Origin of the sequence: Arthrobacter sp. UYEF20 (assembly GCF_040546335.1) — a bacterium.
GTDB lineage: Bacteria > Actinomycetota > Actinomycetes > Actinomycetales > Micrococcaceae > Arthrobacter.
Map to the genome: position 1 here is coordinate 13,415 of NZ_JBEPNP010000032.1, position 15,626 is coordinate 29,040.

The following is a 15,626-nucleotide window of genomic DNA, read 5'->3' on the forward strand; positions in this document are numbered from 1 at the left end:
GATTAACGGCTTGATGCTGTACGGTTCAATCCCGGGAAACCCCGAACAACAGAATCGAGTATCAACCAGGTGGCAACCGATTATGACGAAGTACGATCCGACGTCGCGGAATCACGCAACGCCTCTCTGGAGGCCCTTCGCTCTGCAAACGCTCCGGACGCACGCAGCGTAGCCCGTGACCTCGATGAGGCCGACACCTCAGAGGGTGTGGAACTGCCCGGCGCCGACCTCTCAGGCGAGGAACTGACCGTCACGGTCATCCCGCAGAAGGAAGACGAGTTCACCTGCTACTCATGCTTCCTCGTCCGGCACCGCTCACAGCTCGCGCGCGAAAAAGCGGGTCACGCGTACTGCGCAGACTGCCTCAGCTAGCCTGACCGCTTCAAATAGCGCCAGGACCGCGCCGGGCATGCTGTGCGCGGCGCGGTTCTCTAGGCTCCTCTTTAACGACTCTCTAACGACTCGCCGGACAACACCGGAATTCCGGTGCTATTTCGTCGCGGCTGGCGCACAATGGAGCGTAGTTAGTCCTCCTGTAACTGTCATTTCACCGCAGCGGATGGTGCGTCATGAATAATCGCAAGGTCCGGGCTGGATTGCTGGCCCTGATCCTGGCCGGCACGGGCGGTTGCGCCGGCGGTGGCGGGAGCCCGGCCCCGCCGTCGTCGTCGGCGTCCCCGGGTGCGACCGCAACGGTGAGCCAGGGCACGGGCAGTCCGGCGAATGCTGCGGCGTCCATCACCATCAAGGACTTCGAGTACGGCACGCCGATCACCGTCTCCCCGGGTGCCACGGTGGCGGTTACCAACATGGACAGCGCCGCCCATACCGTGACGGCCGACGCGGGGTCCGCGTTTGATGTGGACGTCAAGGGCAGCGGGGGCACCGGCACCTTTACCGCCCCAATGCAGCCTGGAAGCTACCCCTACCACTGCACCTACCATCCGGGCATGCACGGAACGCTGACGGTCAAGTGAGCGCGCCAAGTAGGACCGGCAGTGCTGCCCGAGTACGGGGAAACGACCTGCCCCTGCGGGTGCTGGTCACCGTCGCCCTCGTCATCGACGCGGGTGTCCATATTCATCTGGCACCCGGCTACCAGGCCGGGAGTTCGGCCGGAATCGGCCAGGGCACCCTCTTCCTGCTCGAGGCCGCCGCGGCCATTCTGGCCGCGCTGTACGTCCTGCTGCGCGGGAGCCGGGCAGCCTATTCGGTAGCCGTGCTGGTGGCGCTGAGTGCCTTTGCGGCCGTGGTCCTTTACCGCTATGTCGACATCCCGGCGTTCGGACCGTTCCCCGCCATGTACGACCCGACCTGGTTCTTCGAAAAGTCACTCAGCGCGGTGGCTGAAGCTGCCGGGGCAGTGCTGGCCGGCATTGGATTCATCCGGGCCGGACGGACCGTGCGCGCTGACGGGACCCGCTCCCCGCGGGCGACGGCCTGACTCCGCCAGCGGAGCCACAGTGTCCTGGCGTGTCCCGCCGGCGTGCTGAAGCCGGGGCTTGCGCTTCTTGCTAACATGGCGGCGAGGTGGTTCATGGACAGCAGGACGGCGCAGCGGGCGGTGGTTGACGTGACGGTTGCGATGGGTGCATTCCTGGCCGCCGGCACCTGGCTCTGCGTGACCGCTTTCCCCCATGCCGCTCCGCAGCACCTGACCCTCGCCGCCGCCCTGGCCGCCGGCTCTGGCGTGATCGGGTGCGCGGCCGCGTCCGTTCTCCGTCGCGATCCCCCGCTGTGCACCCCCGCGGACCGCGTCACGCTGATCCGGGCCGTGCTGGTGGCGTGCTGCGCGGCACTGACTGTGGCCGGCGTGATGGCCGGTTCCGTTCCGGGCGGCATCATCGCCGTGCTCGGCACTACCGCTTTTCTGCTCGACGCCGTCGACGGGCGGGTAGCCCGGTTCACCGGCACCGCGTCTGCGGCGGGTTCGCGCCTGGATACAGACACTGACGGCGCCCTCGTCCTCGTGCTGTCCGGCGCCACCGCGGGAACCACCGGCCCCTGGACCTTGGGCATCGGGCTCATGTACTACGCTTTCCTCGCCGCCGGATGGTTCCGGCCCTCGCTGAGGGAACCGCTGCCACCGAAAATGGCCCGCAAAGTCATTGGCGCCTTCCAGCCAGCCGCGCTGCTGTTGGCCCTGATCCCCGGTGTCCCGCCTGCCCTGGGCATGTCAGCTGCCGCGGTGGCCTTCATGTTGCTCGGCTTTTCCTTCGGCCGCGACGTCGTTGAACTGGAACGGCTGCGCCGCGACGATCTGGCCACCGTCGCTCCCCGGGCGTAGACTCCCCGCACCTACGCCCGATGAAAGCCACCTGATGAACAAGAACCGGCTCGAGGCCTTCAGCGACGGCGTGCTGGCCATCATCATCACCATCATGGTCCTGGAGCTCCGCGTCCCCGCGGAACCGACCTGGCACTCGCTTCTCGAGGAGATGCCGACCCTCTTCAGCTATGTGCTGAGCTTTATCTTCGTGGGGATCTACTGGAACAACCACCACCACATGCTTCACTTGGCGGGAAGGATCAGCGGCGGAATTCTCTGGGCCAACCTGCATCTGCTGTTCTGGTTGTCGCTGTTCCCGTTCACCACCCGCTGGCTGAACAGCGCGGACCTGGCGGAGGTCCCGGTGCTGGTGTACGGACTCAACCTGCTCCTCGCCGCCATCGCCTTCTACGTACTCAAGTCCGCCCTGATCCGCCAGCAGGGACGGGGCGGCCCCCTCGACGTAGCTCTGGGCAGGGACTGGAAGGGGAAGGCCTCCCCAATCCTCTATCTTCTGGGAATGGGCCTCAGCCTCGTGCACCCCGCCCTGGGCCTCGGTGTGTACTCAGGGGTGGCGGCACTGTGGCTCATCCCGGACCGCCGTGTGGAGCGCTTCCTCGCACACGGCACTGAGCCCCACGGGCAATCCACCGGCCCCGAACCCAGGGGGTAGGGCCCTCCTCAGCGCCCGGTGCGCTGCGCCAGGTACCCGCTCAGAAACTCCAGGATGGCAGGGTTCGGCGTCTTCACATTTGCCGAGTATTCGGGGTGCTTTTCGAGATACTTCTTGATGTACGGGCACACGGAGACGATCGTGAGGCCGGCGGCCACGGTCTCGTTGAGAGCCTGGGCTGCCAGCCTGCCCGCGAGGCCCCTGCCCGAATATTCGTCATCAATGGCGGTGTGATAAAAGATCCTCAGCCCGTCGTCCTCGCGATCCGCATAGTATGCCCGCCCGATCACGGTGCCGGCGTCGAGCACTTCAAAGCGGCTGCGCTCCGGATTCTGGCGGATGGTGATCGGGCTCATTGCTCGCTCGCTTCTCGTCGCATGGGGTCGGTCAGCCGCGGGGGCGCATGCGGGTGGCCGGCAGAACCGGGGCCGGCAGCGGTGCGGGTTCCCCGGCGGGGAAGGCGCCGAAGCGCGGGCGTTCGTCTCCCCCGCCGGCTTCGGCCCGGTTTTCGGCGCCGATCTCCGCCTGCCATTGGGACCGGTACCCGACGATTTCCTCGTGGCTGCGGCCCACGAAATTCCACCACATCACGATTTTTTCGCCCAGCGGCTGGCCGCCGATAATCAGGACGCGCAGCGGTTCCGGGCCAGCGGTCAGGGTCAGCGACGAGCGTCCGGCCGGCAGGTAGGCCAGATGGTCCTTCGTGACGGGGTGCCCGTCCAGGCCGAGGGTTCCCTCATCCACCAGCAGGCCGTGTTCGAAGCCCGGGTCAATCTCGAGCGACAACGCCGCCCCGGCGTCGAGGACGATCTCCGCGCCCAGCAGGGGCGTATGGGTGGTGACCGGCGAGGTTGAGCCGGCGAGTGATCCCAGGAAGACCCGCAGTGCCGAGCCGTCGCCCCCGATCGGCTCGGGGCGGTAATGCTCGAAGGTGGGTTCCATCTGGCGGGCGCTGTCCGGCAGGGCGATCCAGAGCTGTGCGCCGTGCAGGACATCGGTGCCGGGCATGGAGAACTCCGAGTGGCTGATTCCGCGGCCGGCGGTCATCAGGTTGAGTTCGCCCGGCCGCACGGCGGCGTGGAAGCCCGCCGAGTCGCGGTGTTCGATCTCGCCGGTGAACAGCCAGCTGACGGTCTGCAGTCCGGTGTGAGGGTGCCGTGGAACCCTCATCCCACCGCTTTCGGCCACGCGGTCCGGGCCGTAGTGGTCCAGGAAGCACCAGGCGCCAATGAGGCTGCGCTGGCGTTGGGGCAGGGTCCGCCGGACGTCCATCGCCCGGGGCCCGCCCAGCGGGACGTCCCGCGGGACCAGTATTTCCACCCCCACGCAGCTCGTGTCGGCTTCGCAGAGGATTTCCTGAGGCGCAACTTCGGTATTGCTCATGGGGACAGCCTACTGATTACCACCCGGTCCGGACAGGCGGCATCATGGAGGCATGCCCACTCCAGAGTCCCCCGTCACCATCACCGTCGGCGAGTCCTCCGTGTCCGGTGTCTACGCCCGTCCCGGCAACCCCTTCGCTACGCTCGTGGTCGCCCATGGTGCAGGGGCCGGGATGGAGCATCCGTTCCTGGCCGGCTTCACCCGGGCCCTGAACGAGGAGTCTGTCGCGACGCTGCGCTTCAACTTCCCGTACCGCGAGGCCGGGCGGAAGTTCCCGGACAGGCCGCCGGCGGCCACCGCTGCATGGCGGGCCGCCATGGATGAGGCCGCTGCGCGCTCGGACGGGGAACCACTATGGGCCGCCGGCAAATCCTTCGGCGGGCGCTTGGCCTCGATGGCGGTGGCTGAGGGAATGCCTGCCGCCGGGCTCGTGTATCTCGGCTACCCGCTCCATCCGCCGGGGAAGCCGGACAAGCTCCGCGACGAACACCTCTACGGGCTGACCCTGCCGATGCTCTTCCTGCAGGGCACACGGGACCCGTTTGCGACCCCGGAGCTGCTCGAGGCCGTGGTTGCCCGGATCGGACCGTCCGCAACCCTTCGGTGGTGCGAGGGCGGCGGCCACACCTTCGACATCGCGGGCAGGAAGCGCAGTCCGGAGGAGGTGGGGGCATCGCTGGCGGGCCCCGTGGTGGCGTTCCTGAAAGGGCGCGCCTAGATCCAGGCAGTCCGGCGCAGTGGCGGTTCGGTGCCTCCGGGGCGCTGGACGAGCACCTGGTTGACGCCCGTCATCCCGGCCTCGAAGCCCAAAGCGCTCGCTGCCATGTAGAGGCGCCACACCCTGGCCCGGCCCTCGCCGGCGGCCTCCACGGCCTCGCTCCAGTGTTCCTCCAGGTTCCGGACCCACGCCCGCAGCGTCAGCGCGTAGTGCCGGCGCAGCGCCTCCACGTCGAGCACCTCAAGTCCCCCGGCTTCCAGCGCGCCGATTGTCTCCGCGAGGCTAAGCATCTCGCCGTCGGGGAACACGTAGCGGGGAATGAAGGAATCCGGGTCCGGGTCCGTGGGGCCTGCGTTCCAGGAGATGGCGTGGTTGAGCAGCCGCCCGCCCGGACGCAGGAGCCCATGCAGCTGTGAGACGTATGTTGGCATCTGCTTGCGGCCGACATGCTCGGACATCCCGATGGAGCTGATCGCGTCAAACGGCCCGTCGCCGACGTCGCGGTAGTCCTGGACCCGGATGTCCACCCGCCCGGTCAGCCCGGCGTCGGCCGCCCGCTTGCCGGCGAGCGCCGCCTGTTCCGTGGAGAGGGTGACGCCGACGACGTCGACCCCGTAACGCTGGGCGGCATGCAGGGCAAAGCTGCCCCAGCCGCAGCCGACATCCAGCACCTTCATGCCCGGCTGGAGTCCCAGTTTGCGGCAGACGAGATCGATCTTGGCCTCCTGGGCGGCGTTCAGGCCGGTGCGCTCGTCATCCCAGACCGCGCAAGAGTAAACCATTGACGGGCCAAGGACGAGGGCGTAGAAGTCGTTGCCCACGTCGTAGTGGTGTGAGATCGCGGCGGCGTCGCGCTTCTTTGAGTGCCGATGGCCGGCCCGGACGATCTTTGCCTCCTCCGGCGGTGGCGCCGGATTCGGACCGATCGCGCCGAGCCGCACGGCGGTTCTGAGAATCGTTCCGAGCTCGCCGAGAGTGGGCCGTCGGAAGGGGCCGGGTTCGGCGAATTTGCCGTCGGAGCTCAGCGCGGCGAAGCTGGCAAAGACATCGCCGGGAGCATCGATATCTCCGGAAACGTACGCACGGCTGAGGCCCAACTGCCCGGGCGACCACAGCATCCGGCGCAGGGCCCGCCGTGACCGGAATACAATCAGCGGGGCGCCTGCCGGCCCCGCTTCCGAGCCGTCCCAGGCCTGCAGCCGCAGCGGGACCTCCTGGGTGCCAAGGACAATGGCCAGCGCTCCGGCCAGCCGTGATGCCACATCGGTGGTTCTCCTCATGTCCCTAACCTCTCGTCCAGTGGTTTCCTTGGCCAAATCTATGCGCAAGCCGCGCATTCGAACAGGGGCCGGACCGGGCTGAATCCTCCGCGCGGGCCGGGACGGGATCCCGGCTGCTCTGGTGCTCCCCCAGCGGGCTACCCGGCAGGCCGTCACGCCCAGTAGGTTTTTGGGGAGGACGACGGCGCGCTGTGGCACCAATCCGGGGGCGCCAGCGTCTGCGCCGGGCAAATGACTGCCCGGCGTGACGCGGGAGAGGCAGGTACGGGCAGATCGGTCACCGGCCCTCCCGGGCACCCTGGGTCACTTTCCGGACGGGGTGGGTGGTGGTGCGGCCGCCGGGGCGTAAAGCTCCCCCAGCAGTGCCTTGGAGATCGTCGCCGCGGGGTCGCGTCCGTCGGCCGAGGGCGCGAGGTTCGTCCACACCACGAGCGTCACCTTGTTGACCGGGTCGCTGCCCATGAAAGTGTTGAAACCGGGCAGTTCGCCCGTGTGACCTTAGAGGTTTCCGAACTTCGTCAGGGCCAGACCGTACAGCGCCCCGCCGGGGTCGCCTGGGTTGACCGGCCGGGGGCTGTCTAGCCAGATCTTCTGCATCTCCGGGTTCAGGACCTTGCCGCCGGTGATGGCCTCGGCCCAGCGGGCGAGCTCGCCGGCGGTCGAGATGCCTTGCCCGGCCGCCCAGGTCCACGACGGGTTCGAATTCGTGTAGTCGTTCGGCAACAGGGTTCCGGCCTGGGCGCGGGCGATCAAGTCGGCCGGCAGTTTGGTCGTGGCGATGGTCAGGACGTTGTTCATGAACATGTAGCCGCGCGGATGCGGCGCGGGCAGGTCAGTGGATCCTGACGGCGGGAACGAAGTCTGCGTCAAGCCCAGCGGCCCGAGTATCCGGTTCTGGATGATCTCGCCTAGCGGTTTGCCTTCGAGCTTCTCCGCTATGAGCCCCAGCAGAACGGTGTTCGTGTTCGAGTAGTGGAAACCGTCACCCGGGGCGAAGTACACCGGAAGAGGAAGGGCGATTGCCACCAATTCCTCGGGCTTCCAGACCCGTTGCGGAGTGGTGTCCAGGGCCAGGCTGAGCTCGTATGATTCAGAGTAGTTGTAAAGGCCGCTGCGCATGCTGAGCATCTGTTCGATGGTGATGTTGTCCCCGTTGGGAACGTCCGGCCGGTATTTCGACACCGGGTCACCGAGCTTCAGCCGGCCTTCCTGCACGAGCTGCAGGATGACAGCGCCGGTCCAGGTCTTCGTGATGGAGCCGATCCTGATGTGGTCGGCCAGCGATACGGGGCTGCTTCCGCCCAGCCTCTTGACGCCATAGCTGAGGCTGAAGTCACCCTCGGGCGTGCGCAACAAAACCACGGCGCCCGGAACGAGCAACTGGTCCGCCTGGGTCTCAAAAATCTCCCGCAACCTCGCCTTGTCCAGCAGCAGGAGAGCTGTCGAGGCAGCGGTATTCACGGTCGCCGTCGCCGTCGCCGTCGCGCTTGCGGTCGCCGTCGCCGTTGCGGTCGCGGTTGCGCTTGCCGTCGCCGTTGCCGTTGCGGTCGCCGTTGCCGTTGATTCGGATTGGGGAGGGACAAGTGCGGCGCACGCTGTTGTCGGTAGCAGGGCCGCAGCGACCGTACAGAATGTGGTGAGTGAGCGGCGCGTGCGCGTCGTGCGCTGGGTGTGGCCAAGCGGTGTCGTCATCGTGGACTCCAGCCGGTGTTCGCTGCAGTCTTCGACTTGAATGGGAGGCTGCCGTACCGGCGTATGGACCCCAATTTATCGCATGGCGGCGGGGTGTAGAAAGGCCCCGATCAGGACCGGGCGTTGAAGACGTCAGCCCCGAAACGGTTCAACCCCGGCGCCCCGGCATATCCAAGATGCGGCAGGGAAAAGATGTCTTCCATGCTGGCGAGGAGACTGAAGTGGTTGTAGAGCTTATCCGACGTCGTGCCCCCCTTGGTGAAAGGCGAGAGGACCAGGGCGCCGATCTTGCCCCCTGCCGTTCCACCCGGTATTCCCGAAGGCCCGCCGGTGTTGCCCTCAGATTCGTCGAACGTGATGACCAGTACCCCATCTTTCTTGAAGGCGGGCGATTCCAGGATGGCCGGAATCTGCTGCCGGAGCCAGCTATCGGCGCTGGCAAGGCCACCAGGACTTCCATCGACGCACGGAGCGTCGTGCCCGTCGTTACACAGATTCGGCGTGATGTAGGACAGATCCGGCGTCGTCGCGATGGACCCCAGATCACCGGCGAGCTTGGTGAAGTCGACGACATTGTTCTGGCAGTCCGGGGACGATGTGATCTCTTCAAAATACACAAACGGGTTGTGTCGGGTTGCGTATTGGTCATCCATCTTCGCGTTCTGATCATCATCTTTGGCACCGAGCTCGGGATGGCGGCAGGGTGTCTTCATGTCCTCCATATAGCCCTTCCAGGTCTTTCCCGCCGCGCTGAGTTGTCCGGCAATGGTCGGAACCGACGCCGGATAGACGCAGCCCGTGCCCTGCACCTGCCCCTGGCCGGTGCTCCCGGTCTCCGCGAGCGGGGCGTAAGTCGGGCAGTCGTCCCGGGTCATGGCATTTGATGCCTGTCCCGAAATCTGCGCCAGGTAGTTCGGGTTGGAGTGGTGGGCGATCGCGTAGTACTCGGAGAGCAGCACGCCCTTGGCGCGAAGGGTCTTGGCAAGGCACGGGGCTTCCGAACCGGCACCCCAGACCTTGTCGTAGCCCTTGTTCTCCAGGTTGACCACGAACACATGCCCGGGTTTCCCGGTCCCTGGCGCCGCCGTCGGGGACTGTGACCGGGCGGACGCGCTGGGGACGGCGGAGGCGCCGGCGCTGGGGACGACCGTTGGGGAGTTCGATCCCGACGGCGCGCCCCCGTCCGGCGGTGTCGGAGTACAGGCGGCTGTTGCCAGGGCGAGGATCACGGCGAAAGTCAGCCACGCGGCACGTCCCGTGACATTGAGACCCAGAGTTCTTGCGGCATTCCGGCTCATTGTTTCCGGCTTTCTCGTTGACCGACCCGACGGGGCAAACAGCCCAGTGTTGGAACTCTCCCACACGCGGATCAGGGCAGCCCCCATAGTCCCTCAGTATTCCCTGTGAGTCACTGCCCCCGGGATCCCCGGCCCCCGGTACCCGGATTCCCGCGCCTCGAGGTGCTGCTCTTCAACCGCCCGCCACCTCGTCGGCGAAACCCGTGGTGATAGTTTGCAGGGATGGACCACGAGACGCCCGAGCGTGACGCACGCCACGGACGAAGCCGCGCGGAACCGCTGAGCGATATCGACGTGCCCCGGTGGTGGGAAGGGCTCGGCCTGCCTGGACTGATTGACATCCACACGCACTTTCTGCCGGAGCGGATGCTGCGGCGGGTCTGGGCGCACTTCGACGAGGCCGGGCCGTTGATCGGCCGGCCGTGGCCCATCGCTTATCGATGGGACGAGGCGAGCCGGCTGGCCCGGCTGCGCCAACTGGGACTCCGCCATTTCACGGCGCTGACCTACGCGCACCGGCCGGGCATGGCGGCGGACCTCACCGACTTCGCCCTGAAGCTGGCAGCAACCGAAGCGGACTGCGTCCCCAGCGCGACGTTCTTCCCCGAGGACGGCGTCCTGGACCAGGTCCAATCAGCCCTTGAACGCGGCGCGCGGGTGTTCAAGGTCCACGCGCAGGTGGGCGGGTTTGACCTCCGCGAGCCGGTCCTCGACCCGGTCTGGGGACTGCTGGCGGACGCAGAGGTTCCGGTGGTTGTACACGTGGGCAGCGGGCCGGTTCCGCGGGCGGGCTTCACCGGGCCCGACAAGCTTGAGGGCGTGATGCGCCGTCATCCCGGGCTGACCGCCGTCGTCGCCCATCTGGGGGCACCGGAGTATGCGGACTTCCTGGCCCTGGCCGAGACGTACCCTCGCGTTCACCTGGACACCACGATGGTCTTCACGGATTTCTTTTGAGGCGGCCGCCCCGTTCCCGCCCGAGCTGCTGCCGCGGCTCGCAGAGCTGCCGGACCGGCTGGTGCTCGGCAGTGACTTCCCGAACATCCCATATCCCTACGCCCATCAGCTGGAGTCGCTCGAACGCCTGCGCGAGAAGGAACCGCGGCTCGGCGACGACTGGTTGCGTGCCGTCTGCTGGTTCAACGGCAAGCGCCTGCTCGGCGTGTAGCGGGCACGGGCGTCCCTAGTCCTTGCTGCGGGCCCGGCTGGGTTGCACCCGCGGCGGTTCCCCCGGCATCTTCGGGTAGTCCGGCGGGAAGGGCAGCTCCCCCAGCCCTGCGGCGAGGTCCCGTTCCCACCAGCCCATGAGGACGTCGATGGTGCCGGCGGTGGCGTGCATCTCCGCCCACGGGTCCCCGGTGGTCTTGAGCCGCTGCGGCACGGTGGCGATCGTGAAATGCTTCGGATCGGCGCTTTCGAGTTCGTCCCAGCCGATGGGGCAGCACACCGTGGCATGTTCCAGGGCGCGTGGGCTGTAGGCCCCCGCCATGGTGCGGTCGCGGTTGGCCTGGTTGAAGTCAACGAAGATCCGCGTGCCGCGTTCCTCCTTCCACCAGGCCGTGGTGACCTTCTCGGGCATCCGCCGTTCAAGTTCGCGGGCGGCGGCAATGACGGCGTGCCGGACTTCCAGGAACTCGTGGCTGGGCTCGATAGGGGCGAAAACGTGCAGCCCGCGGTTTCCGGACGTCTTGATGAACGAGGTCAGCCCCGCCTCGGCCAGCACGGACCGCAGCTCCTGGGCTGCCGGGATGGCGTCCTCGAACCCGGTGCCGGGCTGCGGGTCCAGGTCGATGCGCAGCTGGTCCGGGTTGTCCGGGTTGCCTGCCCGTGAGGGCCAGGGGTGGAACACGACGGTGTTCATCTGCACGGCCCAGACCGCGGCCGCGATTTCGTCAAACACCAGCTGCGGATGCGACCGGCCGCTCGGGTACACCACGGTCACCGCCCGCACATAGTCCGGGGCGCCCTTGGGCGGATTCTTCGAGAAGAACTGTTCGCCGTCGATGTTGTCCGAAAACCTCTGGAGCGTCACCGGGCGGTTGCCGTTTGCCGCCAGGAAGGCATCCCCGACGGCGACCACATAGTGGGCGAGATCAAGTTTCGTCAGGCCGAGCTTCGGCCAGAGCACCCTCCCGGGACTCGAAATCCGGATCTCCCGGGCGCCGTGCGCGGAGCTGACAGTGACGTGGACTTCTTCCTTGGCCATGGGGACAAGCTACTCCGCAGCAGTCGCAAAAGAATAGCCTGCCCCCACACAGCAAGGGGTGTCTCCTATCCCGCGGCGTCGCCGGTCAGGACTCGAGAACCAGCAGTTGGGCCTTGTCCGCGTCCCAGCCCACCCACAGCTCCTCGTCCGGCAGGAGCGCAGTGCCCCGGTCCGAGCTCAATTCCCGCAGCTGGAGTTCATGGCCGCCGGCCCGGAGCCGGTGACGCACGGTTGCCCCCAGGTTCGTGGAGGACACCAGCGTCGCGGCGCAGCCGTTCCCCGCGGCGGCCTGTGTGCTGAATTTGAGGTGCTCCGGACGGATGGAGACGGCATAGTTCTCGCCGCTTGCTCCGCGGTCCCGGACCCTGGCCAGGCCCAGTCCGCCGAGATCCACCACAGCTTCCTCGCCGTTTCGCTCGACGATGCTGCAGGGAATGAGGTTCGTATCGCCCAGGAAGCTGGCCACCCAGTCGGTCAGCGGGTGGTTGTAGACCTCCTCCGGCGGACCGGACTGGATGATCTTCCCGTCCCTCATCACCACTATCCGGTCGGACATGGCCATGGCCTCGTCCTGGTCATGCGTCACGAACAGCACGGAGATGCCCAGGCCCTTCTGCAGGGTCTTGATCTCCTCCTGCATCTGTTCGCGGAGGCGCTTATCCAGGGCTGCCATCGGCTCATCGAGCAGCAGGGCTGCCGGGTTGAAAACCAATGCCCGGGCCAGCGCCACGCGTTGTTGCTGGCCGCCGGAGAGCTGGCGGGGCTTGCGGCCGCCCATCTTGCCCAGCCCCACGCGATCGAGGGCTTCTTCAGCGCGCTGGCGCCGCTCCGCGCGCGGAACCTTCCTCATGCGGAGGGCGAATTCCACGTTTTCGAGAGCGCTCATATGAGGGAACAGCGCGTAGTTCTGGAACACGACGCCGAGATTCCGTTCCCGGGGCGGCAGCGAATCCACCGGCTTGCCGTCGATCAGGACGGAACCGGCGGTGTGTTCCTCGAACCCTGCAACCATCATCATGGTGGTCGTCTTGCCGGAGCCGCTGGGTCCCAGCAGGGTGACGAACTCGCCGGGCCGGACCGTCAGGTCCAACTGGTCCACGGCAATCACGTCGCCGTAGTGCTAGCCGTTGATGGATTCCATGATGTGCTTGCGGGACAGCCCGCGGTCATTCCGGCCCTCGCCGGTAGGGAAGTAGACCTTGGTGAAAATTTCGACGCTTTCGCGCCGCACACCCGCTAACGCTTCACCCAGCGTGTGTTCTGCGCGGGTGCCCGCGTAGGCGTCTGCGGTGTCGAAGGTGGTAATGCCCAGATCCAGAGCCTGCCGGACGCAAGATGTGGCCGCGTCCTGGTCGATCTGCTCACCGTGGGTGACCCAGTTTCCGTAGGCCAGTTCGCTGACGTCCATACCGGATGAACCAAGCTTGCGGTATTCCATGCTCGTATTGCCTTTCGGAGTCAGATCCTGCCGGCGGCTTCCGGGCCGGAGGGCAGCGCGGGCGGATCTTGAATTGTCAGAAGGATGGTCTTGCGGCCCGGGCTAGGATGCTGGCTGCAGATGGGTCCGGAGTTCCTCTAAGGTCGGAGGATTTGCGCCCGGACGCCGCACGGTGATGGCGGCGGCCATGCGGCGGTGCGCCCCAGCTGCTCCAGGACAGCGGGCGCGAGGCCATCGGTCCCGCGGGTGAGGAGTCCCAGGATCAAGGCTGCCATGTACGAGTCGCCGGCGCCTATCGTGTCAGCGACCCCGGATGTCACTGATGGGATGTTCAGCCGTGTCGCAGCTGTGGCGAGTAGTGAACCCTGTGAGCCTTTGGTGATGACTGCCAGCCCGGCGCCGAGCCCGAGGATGTGCGCGGCGGTGTCATCCAAGTCCTTCCGGGGGTAGAGCCACCGTGCGTCTTCATCGCTGAGTTTGACGACGTCTGTCAGGTGAACCAGGTCTTCGAAGATGGATTTGGCCTCGGCATGGCTGCCGAGCAGGGCGGGTCTGATGTTGGGGTCATAGGTGATCGCGCATTCGTGGCGGCACTGCTGGAGGAGTGATTTGACCGCGTCGGCGCCAGGTGCAAGAAAAGTGGCGATCGAACCGGTGTGAAGGACCTTCGGGACATAGACGGGAGCGACCGGTTCAAGGGCCCAGGATATGTCGAAGTCGTAGCTGGCGGACCCGTCCGGGGCGAGCGTTGCGTCGCTGACGCGGTTCTGCCCAGGGAGCGTGAGCCGGGCAGGAGCGTCACGCCGGCACTGTGCAGGTGCCGCTCGATAGCGGCGCCGCGCTCGTCCTCCCCAATGGCGGTCAACAGCCCGGTGTTGATGCCGCGGCCAAGCCCATAGGCGACATTGGCGGGTGACCCGCCCGGGTATTCGCTCATCCCCTCCGGCGAGGAGACGACGTCAGTGAGCGCTTCGCCGACAACGACGACGTCCAGGAACTGCCGGGACGGGCCGGCGATCTCGGGGTTGTGCATGTCATGTCTTTCTTCAGATGGTGTGCTGCGGGCTCACGATGGGATGATGCGGCGTAACCCTGTGGCGCCGGACCTGATGGGTCCATGTGAACCGTGAGGCCTGCGGATAGCTACTGCCCCTTCGACGGCAAGTTCCGCCGTTAAGCGTATTGAGTGATCCTCAGGTTATTTATCGTTGCTGTACCGCCGGCAGCGTAGAGGGAGACGTCCGTACTGGTGGGGGATGGAAAGATCAGCTCTGCCAGGGTGACCTGGCCTCCCTGGGCGAAAACCTCAACGGAGCATTGGTCCACGTAGATGGTGAGTGCATAGGAATTGGCTGCCAGTTCGATCGGGGCGGTGTCGATCGAGGCGAAGGCCTCGTGGAAGTCTGTTTGCCCGGATTCCCGGCGGTCGACGACGATGATCCTTTCCGTGGGCCGGATGCCGATGCGGGTGCCTTGTGTTCCGTTGCCGCGGACAATCAGTCCGAATTCCTCGGCAGTTCCGGGCGTGAAGGTTGCCTCGATCCGCTGGACGCTGCCGGCGGCGCCGTCAAGGAGGTGCGTGCCTTCGGGTATCTCGCCGGCACCGGCCGTGAACGGCGGCTTCCCGGCAGGCACGGAGGTGAACTCCTGCGCGACCTGCTGCACCAGCCGCCAGCTCCCGTCCCTGCTCCGCAGGGATACTTCGCGGACCAGTGACATGGGACTGCGCCACGGAGAGGTCGGGATCTCGTTGGCGTATTGCCAGTTGTTCATCCACCCGATCATGAGCCGCCGGCCATCGGGAACGTCGCTGAAGGAAACGGCGGCGTAGTAGTCCCGGCCCCAGTCGAGCCACTGGTACTCGCTCAGTCTGTCCGGGTCCTGCAGGCCGGAGGTGACCGTGGTGGCTGAGGTGAATGTGGTCCCGTCGAAGTCTCCCACGAAGTACTGCCCGGCCGAACCGCCGTTGGGCCCGCCGGGATTGAGGTTTACGGTCAGGACCCATTTAAGATTATCCGGATCACCGTCGACAGGCAGCGGGAAGAGGTCCGGGCATTCCCACACGCCGCCGGTCGCGTTCGCCGGGCCGAAGCTGCTCAACAGCTCCCAGTCCTTGAGGTCATGGGACTTGTAGAAGACGACTTCGAAGTCCGAGGCTTCCACGGCCACCATGACCCAGTAGCTCCCGGCGTCCGATTCGTAGCGGAAGACCTTTGGATCGCGGAAGTCGGCTGACGCCCGGTTCAGTACGGGATTGCCGGGGTGCTTGGTCCAGGTGTAGCCGCCGTCCAGGCTGTAGGCCAGGGACTGCGCCTGGATGCCGTGGTATGCGGAGGCCATCTTGTAGGCGCTGGTGTAGACAGCGACCAGCGGTGCCGCGGAGTCCGTGCCGAATCCGCTGGTGTTGTGCCGGTCGTAGACGATGCTGCCGGAGAAAATATCTTCCTCCGCGTCGCAGGCGATCGCGACAGCATGCTCGGTCCAGGTCAGCAGGTCCGTGGAGGTGGCGTGCCCCCAGGACATGTTTCCCCAGACGGTATCGAGCGGGTTGTTCTGGTAGTAGAGGTGGTAGGCGCCCTCATGGAAAATCAGGCCGTTGGGGTCGTTGAGCCAGGTATTCCGGGGTGCGTAGTGCAGGGCGGGCCGGAAAGCATCGGCCGTCGTGGCGG

The 15,626-nt window shown here is 66.5% G+C and carries 16 protein-coding genes and 3 pseudogenes; 7 read left to right on the plus strand and 12 right to left on the minus strand.

The features are described 5' to 3' along the window. The first annotated feature begins 69 nt into the window (after positions 1-69). From ABIB26_RS21840 to ABIB26_RS21860, 5 genes are all read left to right on the plus strand, one after another. On the plus strand, positions 70-372 hold the full coding sequence (locus tag ABIB26_RS21840) for a DUF4193 domain-containing protein (protein ID WP_354248109.1): 303 nt from the start codon (positions 70-72) through the stop codon (positions 370-372). Positions 373-569: 197 nt separating this feature from the next. Continuing rightward, positions 570-977: a cupredoxin domain-containing protein gene (locus tag ABIB26_RS21845; RefSeq protein ID WP_354248110.1), complete on the plus strand. Its 408-nt coding sequence runs from the start codon at positions 570-572 to the stop codon at positions 975-977. Continuing rightward, positions 974-1,444: a hypothetical protein gene (locus ABIB26_RS21850; RefSeq protein ID WP_354248112.1), complete on the plus strand. Its 471-nt coding sequence runs from the start codon at positions 974-976 to the stop codon at positions 1,442-1,444. The genes ABIB26_RS21845 and ABIB26_RS21850 overlap by 4 nt, the downstream gene beginning before the upstream one ends. 93 nt (positions 1,445-1,537) lie before the next feature. Next, a complete protein-coding gene (locus ABIB26_RS21855; protein ID WP_354248114.1) occupies positions 1,538-2,287 on the plus strand; it encodes a CDP-alcohol phosphatidyltransferase family protein in 750 nt (249 codons plus the stop codon). 34 nt (positions 2,288-2,321) lie between these two features. Then, on the plus strand, positions 2,322-2,942 hold the full coding sequence (locus ABIB26_RS21860; protein WP_354248116.1) for a TMEM175 family protein: 621 nt from the start codon (positions 2,322-2,324) through the stop codon (positions 2,940-2,942). Between the two features lie 8 nt (positions 2,943-2,950). Here ABIB26_RS21860 and ABIB26_RS21865 read toward each other — a convergent pair whose 3' ends face one another. Both ABIB26_RS21865 and ABIB26_RS21870 read right to left on the minus strand, forming a co-directional pair. Next, on the minus strand, positions 2,951-3,298 hold the full coding sequence (locus ABIB26_RS21865; RefSeq protein WP_354248118.1) for a GNAT family N-acetyltransferase: 348 nt from the start codon (positions 3,296-3,298) through the stop codon (positions 2,951-2,953). A 31-nt stretch (positions 3,299-3,329) separates the two neighbouring features. Further along, entirely contained in the window at positions 3,330-4,325 is a 996-nt protein-coding gene (locus ABIB26_RS21870; protein ID WP_354248120.1) for a pirin family protein, read from the minus strand. Positions 4,326-4,377: 52 nt separating this feature from the next. Here ABIB26_RS21870 and ABIB26_RS21875 point away from each other — a divergent pair, with 52 nt between their 5' ends. Continuing rightward, on the plus strand, positions 4,378-5,043 hold the full coding sequence (locus ABIB26_RS21875) for an alpha/beta hydrolase family protein (protein ID WP_354248121.1): 666 nt from the start codon (positions 4,378-4,380) through the stop codon (positions 5,041-5,043). On the opposite strand, the gene ABIB26_RS21880 is transcribed toward ABIB26_RS21875, so the two are convergent. The 5 genes from ABIB26_RS21880 to ABIB26_RS21900 form a co-directional block, all read right to left on the minus strand. Next, complete coding sequence (locus ABIB26_RS21880; protein ID WP_354248123.1) at positions 5,040-6,323, minus strand: class I SAM-dependent methyltransferase; 1,284 nt, start codon at positions 6,321-6,323, stop codon at positions 5,040-5,042. The two genes, ABIB26_RS21875 and ABIB26_RS21880, sit on opposite strands and share 4 nt — an antisense overlap. Before the next feature lie 303 nt (positions 6,324-6,626). Continuing rightward, the gene (locus ABIB26_RS21885) at positions 6,627-6,785 is read right to left on the minus strand and encodes a hypothetical protein (RefSeq protein ID WP_354248125.1); all 159 of its coding nucleotides are present in this window, start codon (positions 6,783-6,785) and stop codon (positions 6,627-6,629) included. A gap of 36 nt (positions 6,786-6,821) precedes the next feature. Further along, positions 6,822-7,784 (minus strand): serine hydrolase domain-containing protein, encoded by a 963-nt coding sequence (locus tag ABIB26_RS21890; RefSeq protein WP_354248127.1) that lies wholly within the window; start codon positions 7,782-7,784, stop codon positions 6,822-6,824. After that, positions 7,720-7,917, minus strand: coding sequence for a hypothetical protein (locus ABIB26_RS21895; RefSeq protein ID WP_354248129.1), 198 nt, complete (start codon positions 7,915-7,917; stop codon positions 7,720-7,722). The genes ABIB26_RS21890 and ABIB26_RS21895 overlap by 65 nt, the downstream gene beginning before the upstream one ends. Positions 7,918-8,125: 208 nt before the next feature. Then, entirely contained in the window at positions 8,126-9,064 is a 939-nt protein-coding gene (locus ABIB26_RS21900) for an alkaline phosphatase family protein (RefSeq protein ID WP_354248131.1), read from the minus strand. Positions 9,065-9,679: 615 nt separating this feature from the next. On the opposite strand from ABIB26_RS21900, the pseudogene ABIB26_RS21905 reads away from it, so the two are divergent. Continuing rightward, positions 9,680-10,481, plus strand: a pseudogene (locus ABIB26_RS21905) (amidohydrolase family protein). 15 nt (positions 10,482-10,496) lie between these two features. On the opposite strand, the gene ligD reads toward ABIB26_RS21905, so the two are convergent. The 5 genes and pseudogenes from ligD to ABIB26_RS21930 all read right to left on the minus strand — a co-directional run. Then, positions 10,497-11,519, minus strand: a complete 1,023-nt coding sequence (ligD, locus tag ABIB26_RS21910) for a non-homologous end-joining DNA ligase (RefSeq protein WP_354248133.1) — start codon at positions 11,517-11,519, stop codon at positions 10,497-10,499. 85 nt (positions 11,520-11,604) lie between these two features. Continuing rightward, positions 11,605-12,618 (minus strand): ABC transporter ATP-binding protein, encoded by a 1,014-nt coding sequence (locus ABIB26_RS21915; protein WP_354248135.1) that lies wholly within the window; start codon positions 12,616-12,618, stop codon positions 11,605-11,607. 24 nt (positions 12,619-12,642) lie between these two features. After that, positions 12,643-12,957: pseudogene (locus ABIB26_RS21920) on the minus strand (aldo/keto reductase); the annotation flags it as partial. Positions 12,958-13,059: 102 nt separating this feature from the next. Then, positions 13,060-13,990: pseudogene (locus ABIB26_RS21925) on the minus strand (carbohydrate kinase family protein). A 140-nt stretch (positions 13,991-14,130) separates the two neighbouring features. Then, the coding region (locus tag ABIB26_RS21930; RefSeq protein WP_354248137.1) for a glycoside hydrolase family 32 protein at positions 14,131-15,626 on the minus strand (1,496 nt) is incomplete at its 5' end.

Excerpts from the sequence above, each read along its gene's own strand:
- ABIB26_RS21845 (WP_354248110.1), top strand. The coding sequence starts at position 570 with ATGAATAATCGCAAGGTCCGGGCTGGATTGCTGGCCCTGATCCTGGCC.
- ABIB26_RS21855 (WP_354248114.1), top strand. The coding sequence starts at position 1,538 with ATGGACAGCAGGACGGCGCAGCGGGCGGTGGTTGACGTGACGGTTGCG.
- ABIB26_RS21860 (WP_354248116.1), top strand. The coding sequence starts at position 2,322 with ATGAACAAGAACCGGCTCGAGGCCTTCAGCGACGGCGTGCTGGCCATC.
- ABIB26_RS21865 (WP_354248118.1), bottom strand. The coding sequence starts at position 3,298 with ATGAGCCCGATCACCATCCGCCAGAATCCGGAGCGCAGCCGCTTTGAA.
- ABIB26_RS21870 (WP_354248120.1), bottom strand. The coding sequence starts at position 4,325 with ATGAGCAATACCGAAGTTGCGCCTCAGGAAATCCTCTGCGAAGCCGAC.
- ABIB26_RS21875 (WP_354248121.1), top strand. The coding sequence starts at position 4,378 with ATGCCCACTCCAGAGTCCCCCGTCACCATCACCGTCGGCGAGTCCTCC.
- ABIB26_RS21880 (WP_354248123.1), bottom strand. The coding sequence starts at position 6,323 with ATGAGGAGAACCACCGATGTGGCATCACGGCTGGCCGGAGCGCTGGCC.
- ABIB26_RS21885 (WP_354248125.1), bottom strand. The coding sequence starts at position 6,785 with ATGGGCAGCGACCCGGTCAACAAGGTGACGCTCGTGGTGTGGACGAAC.
- ligD (WP_354248133.1), bottom strand. The coding sequence starts at position 11,519 with ATGGCCAAGGAAGAAGTCCACGTCACTGTCAGCTCCGCGCACGGCGCC.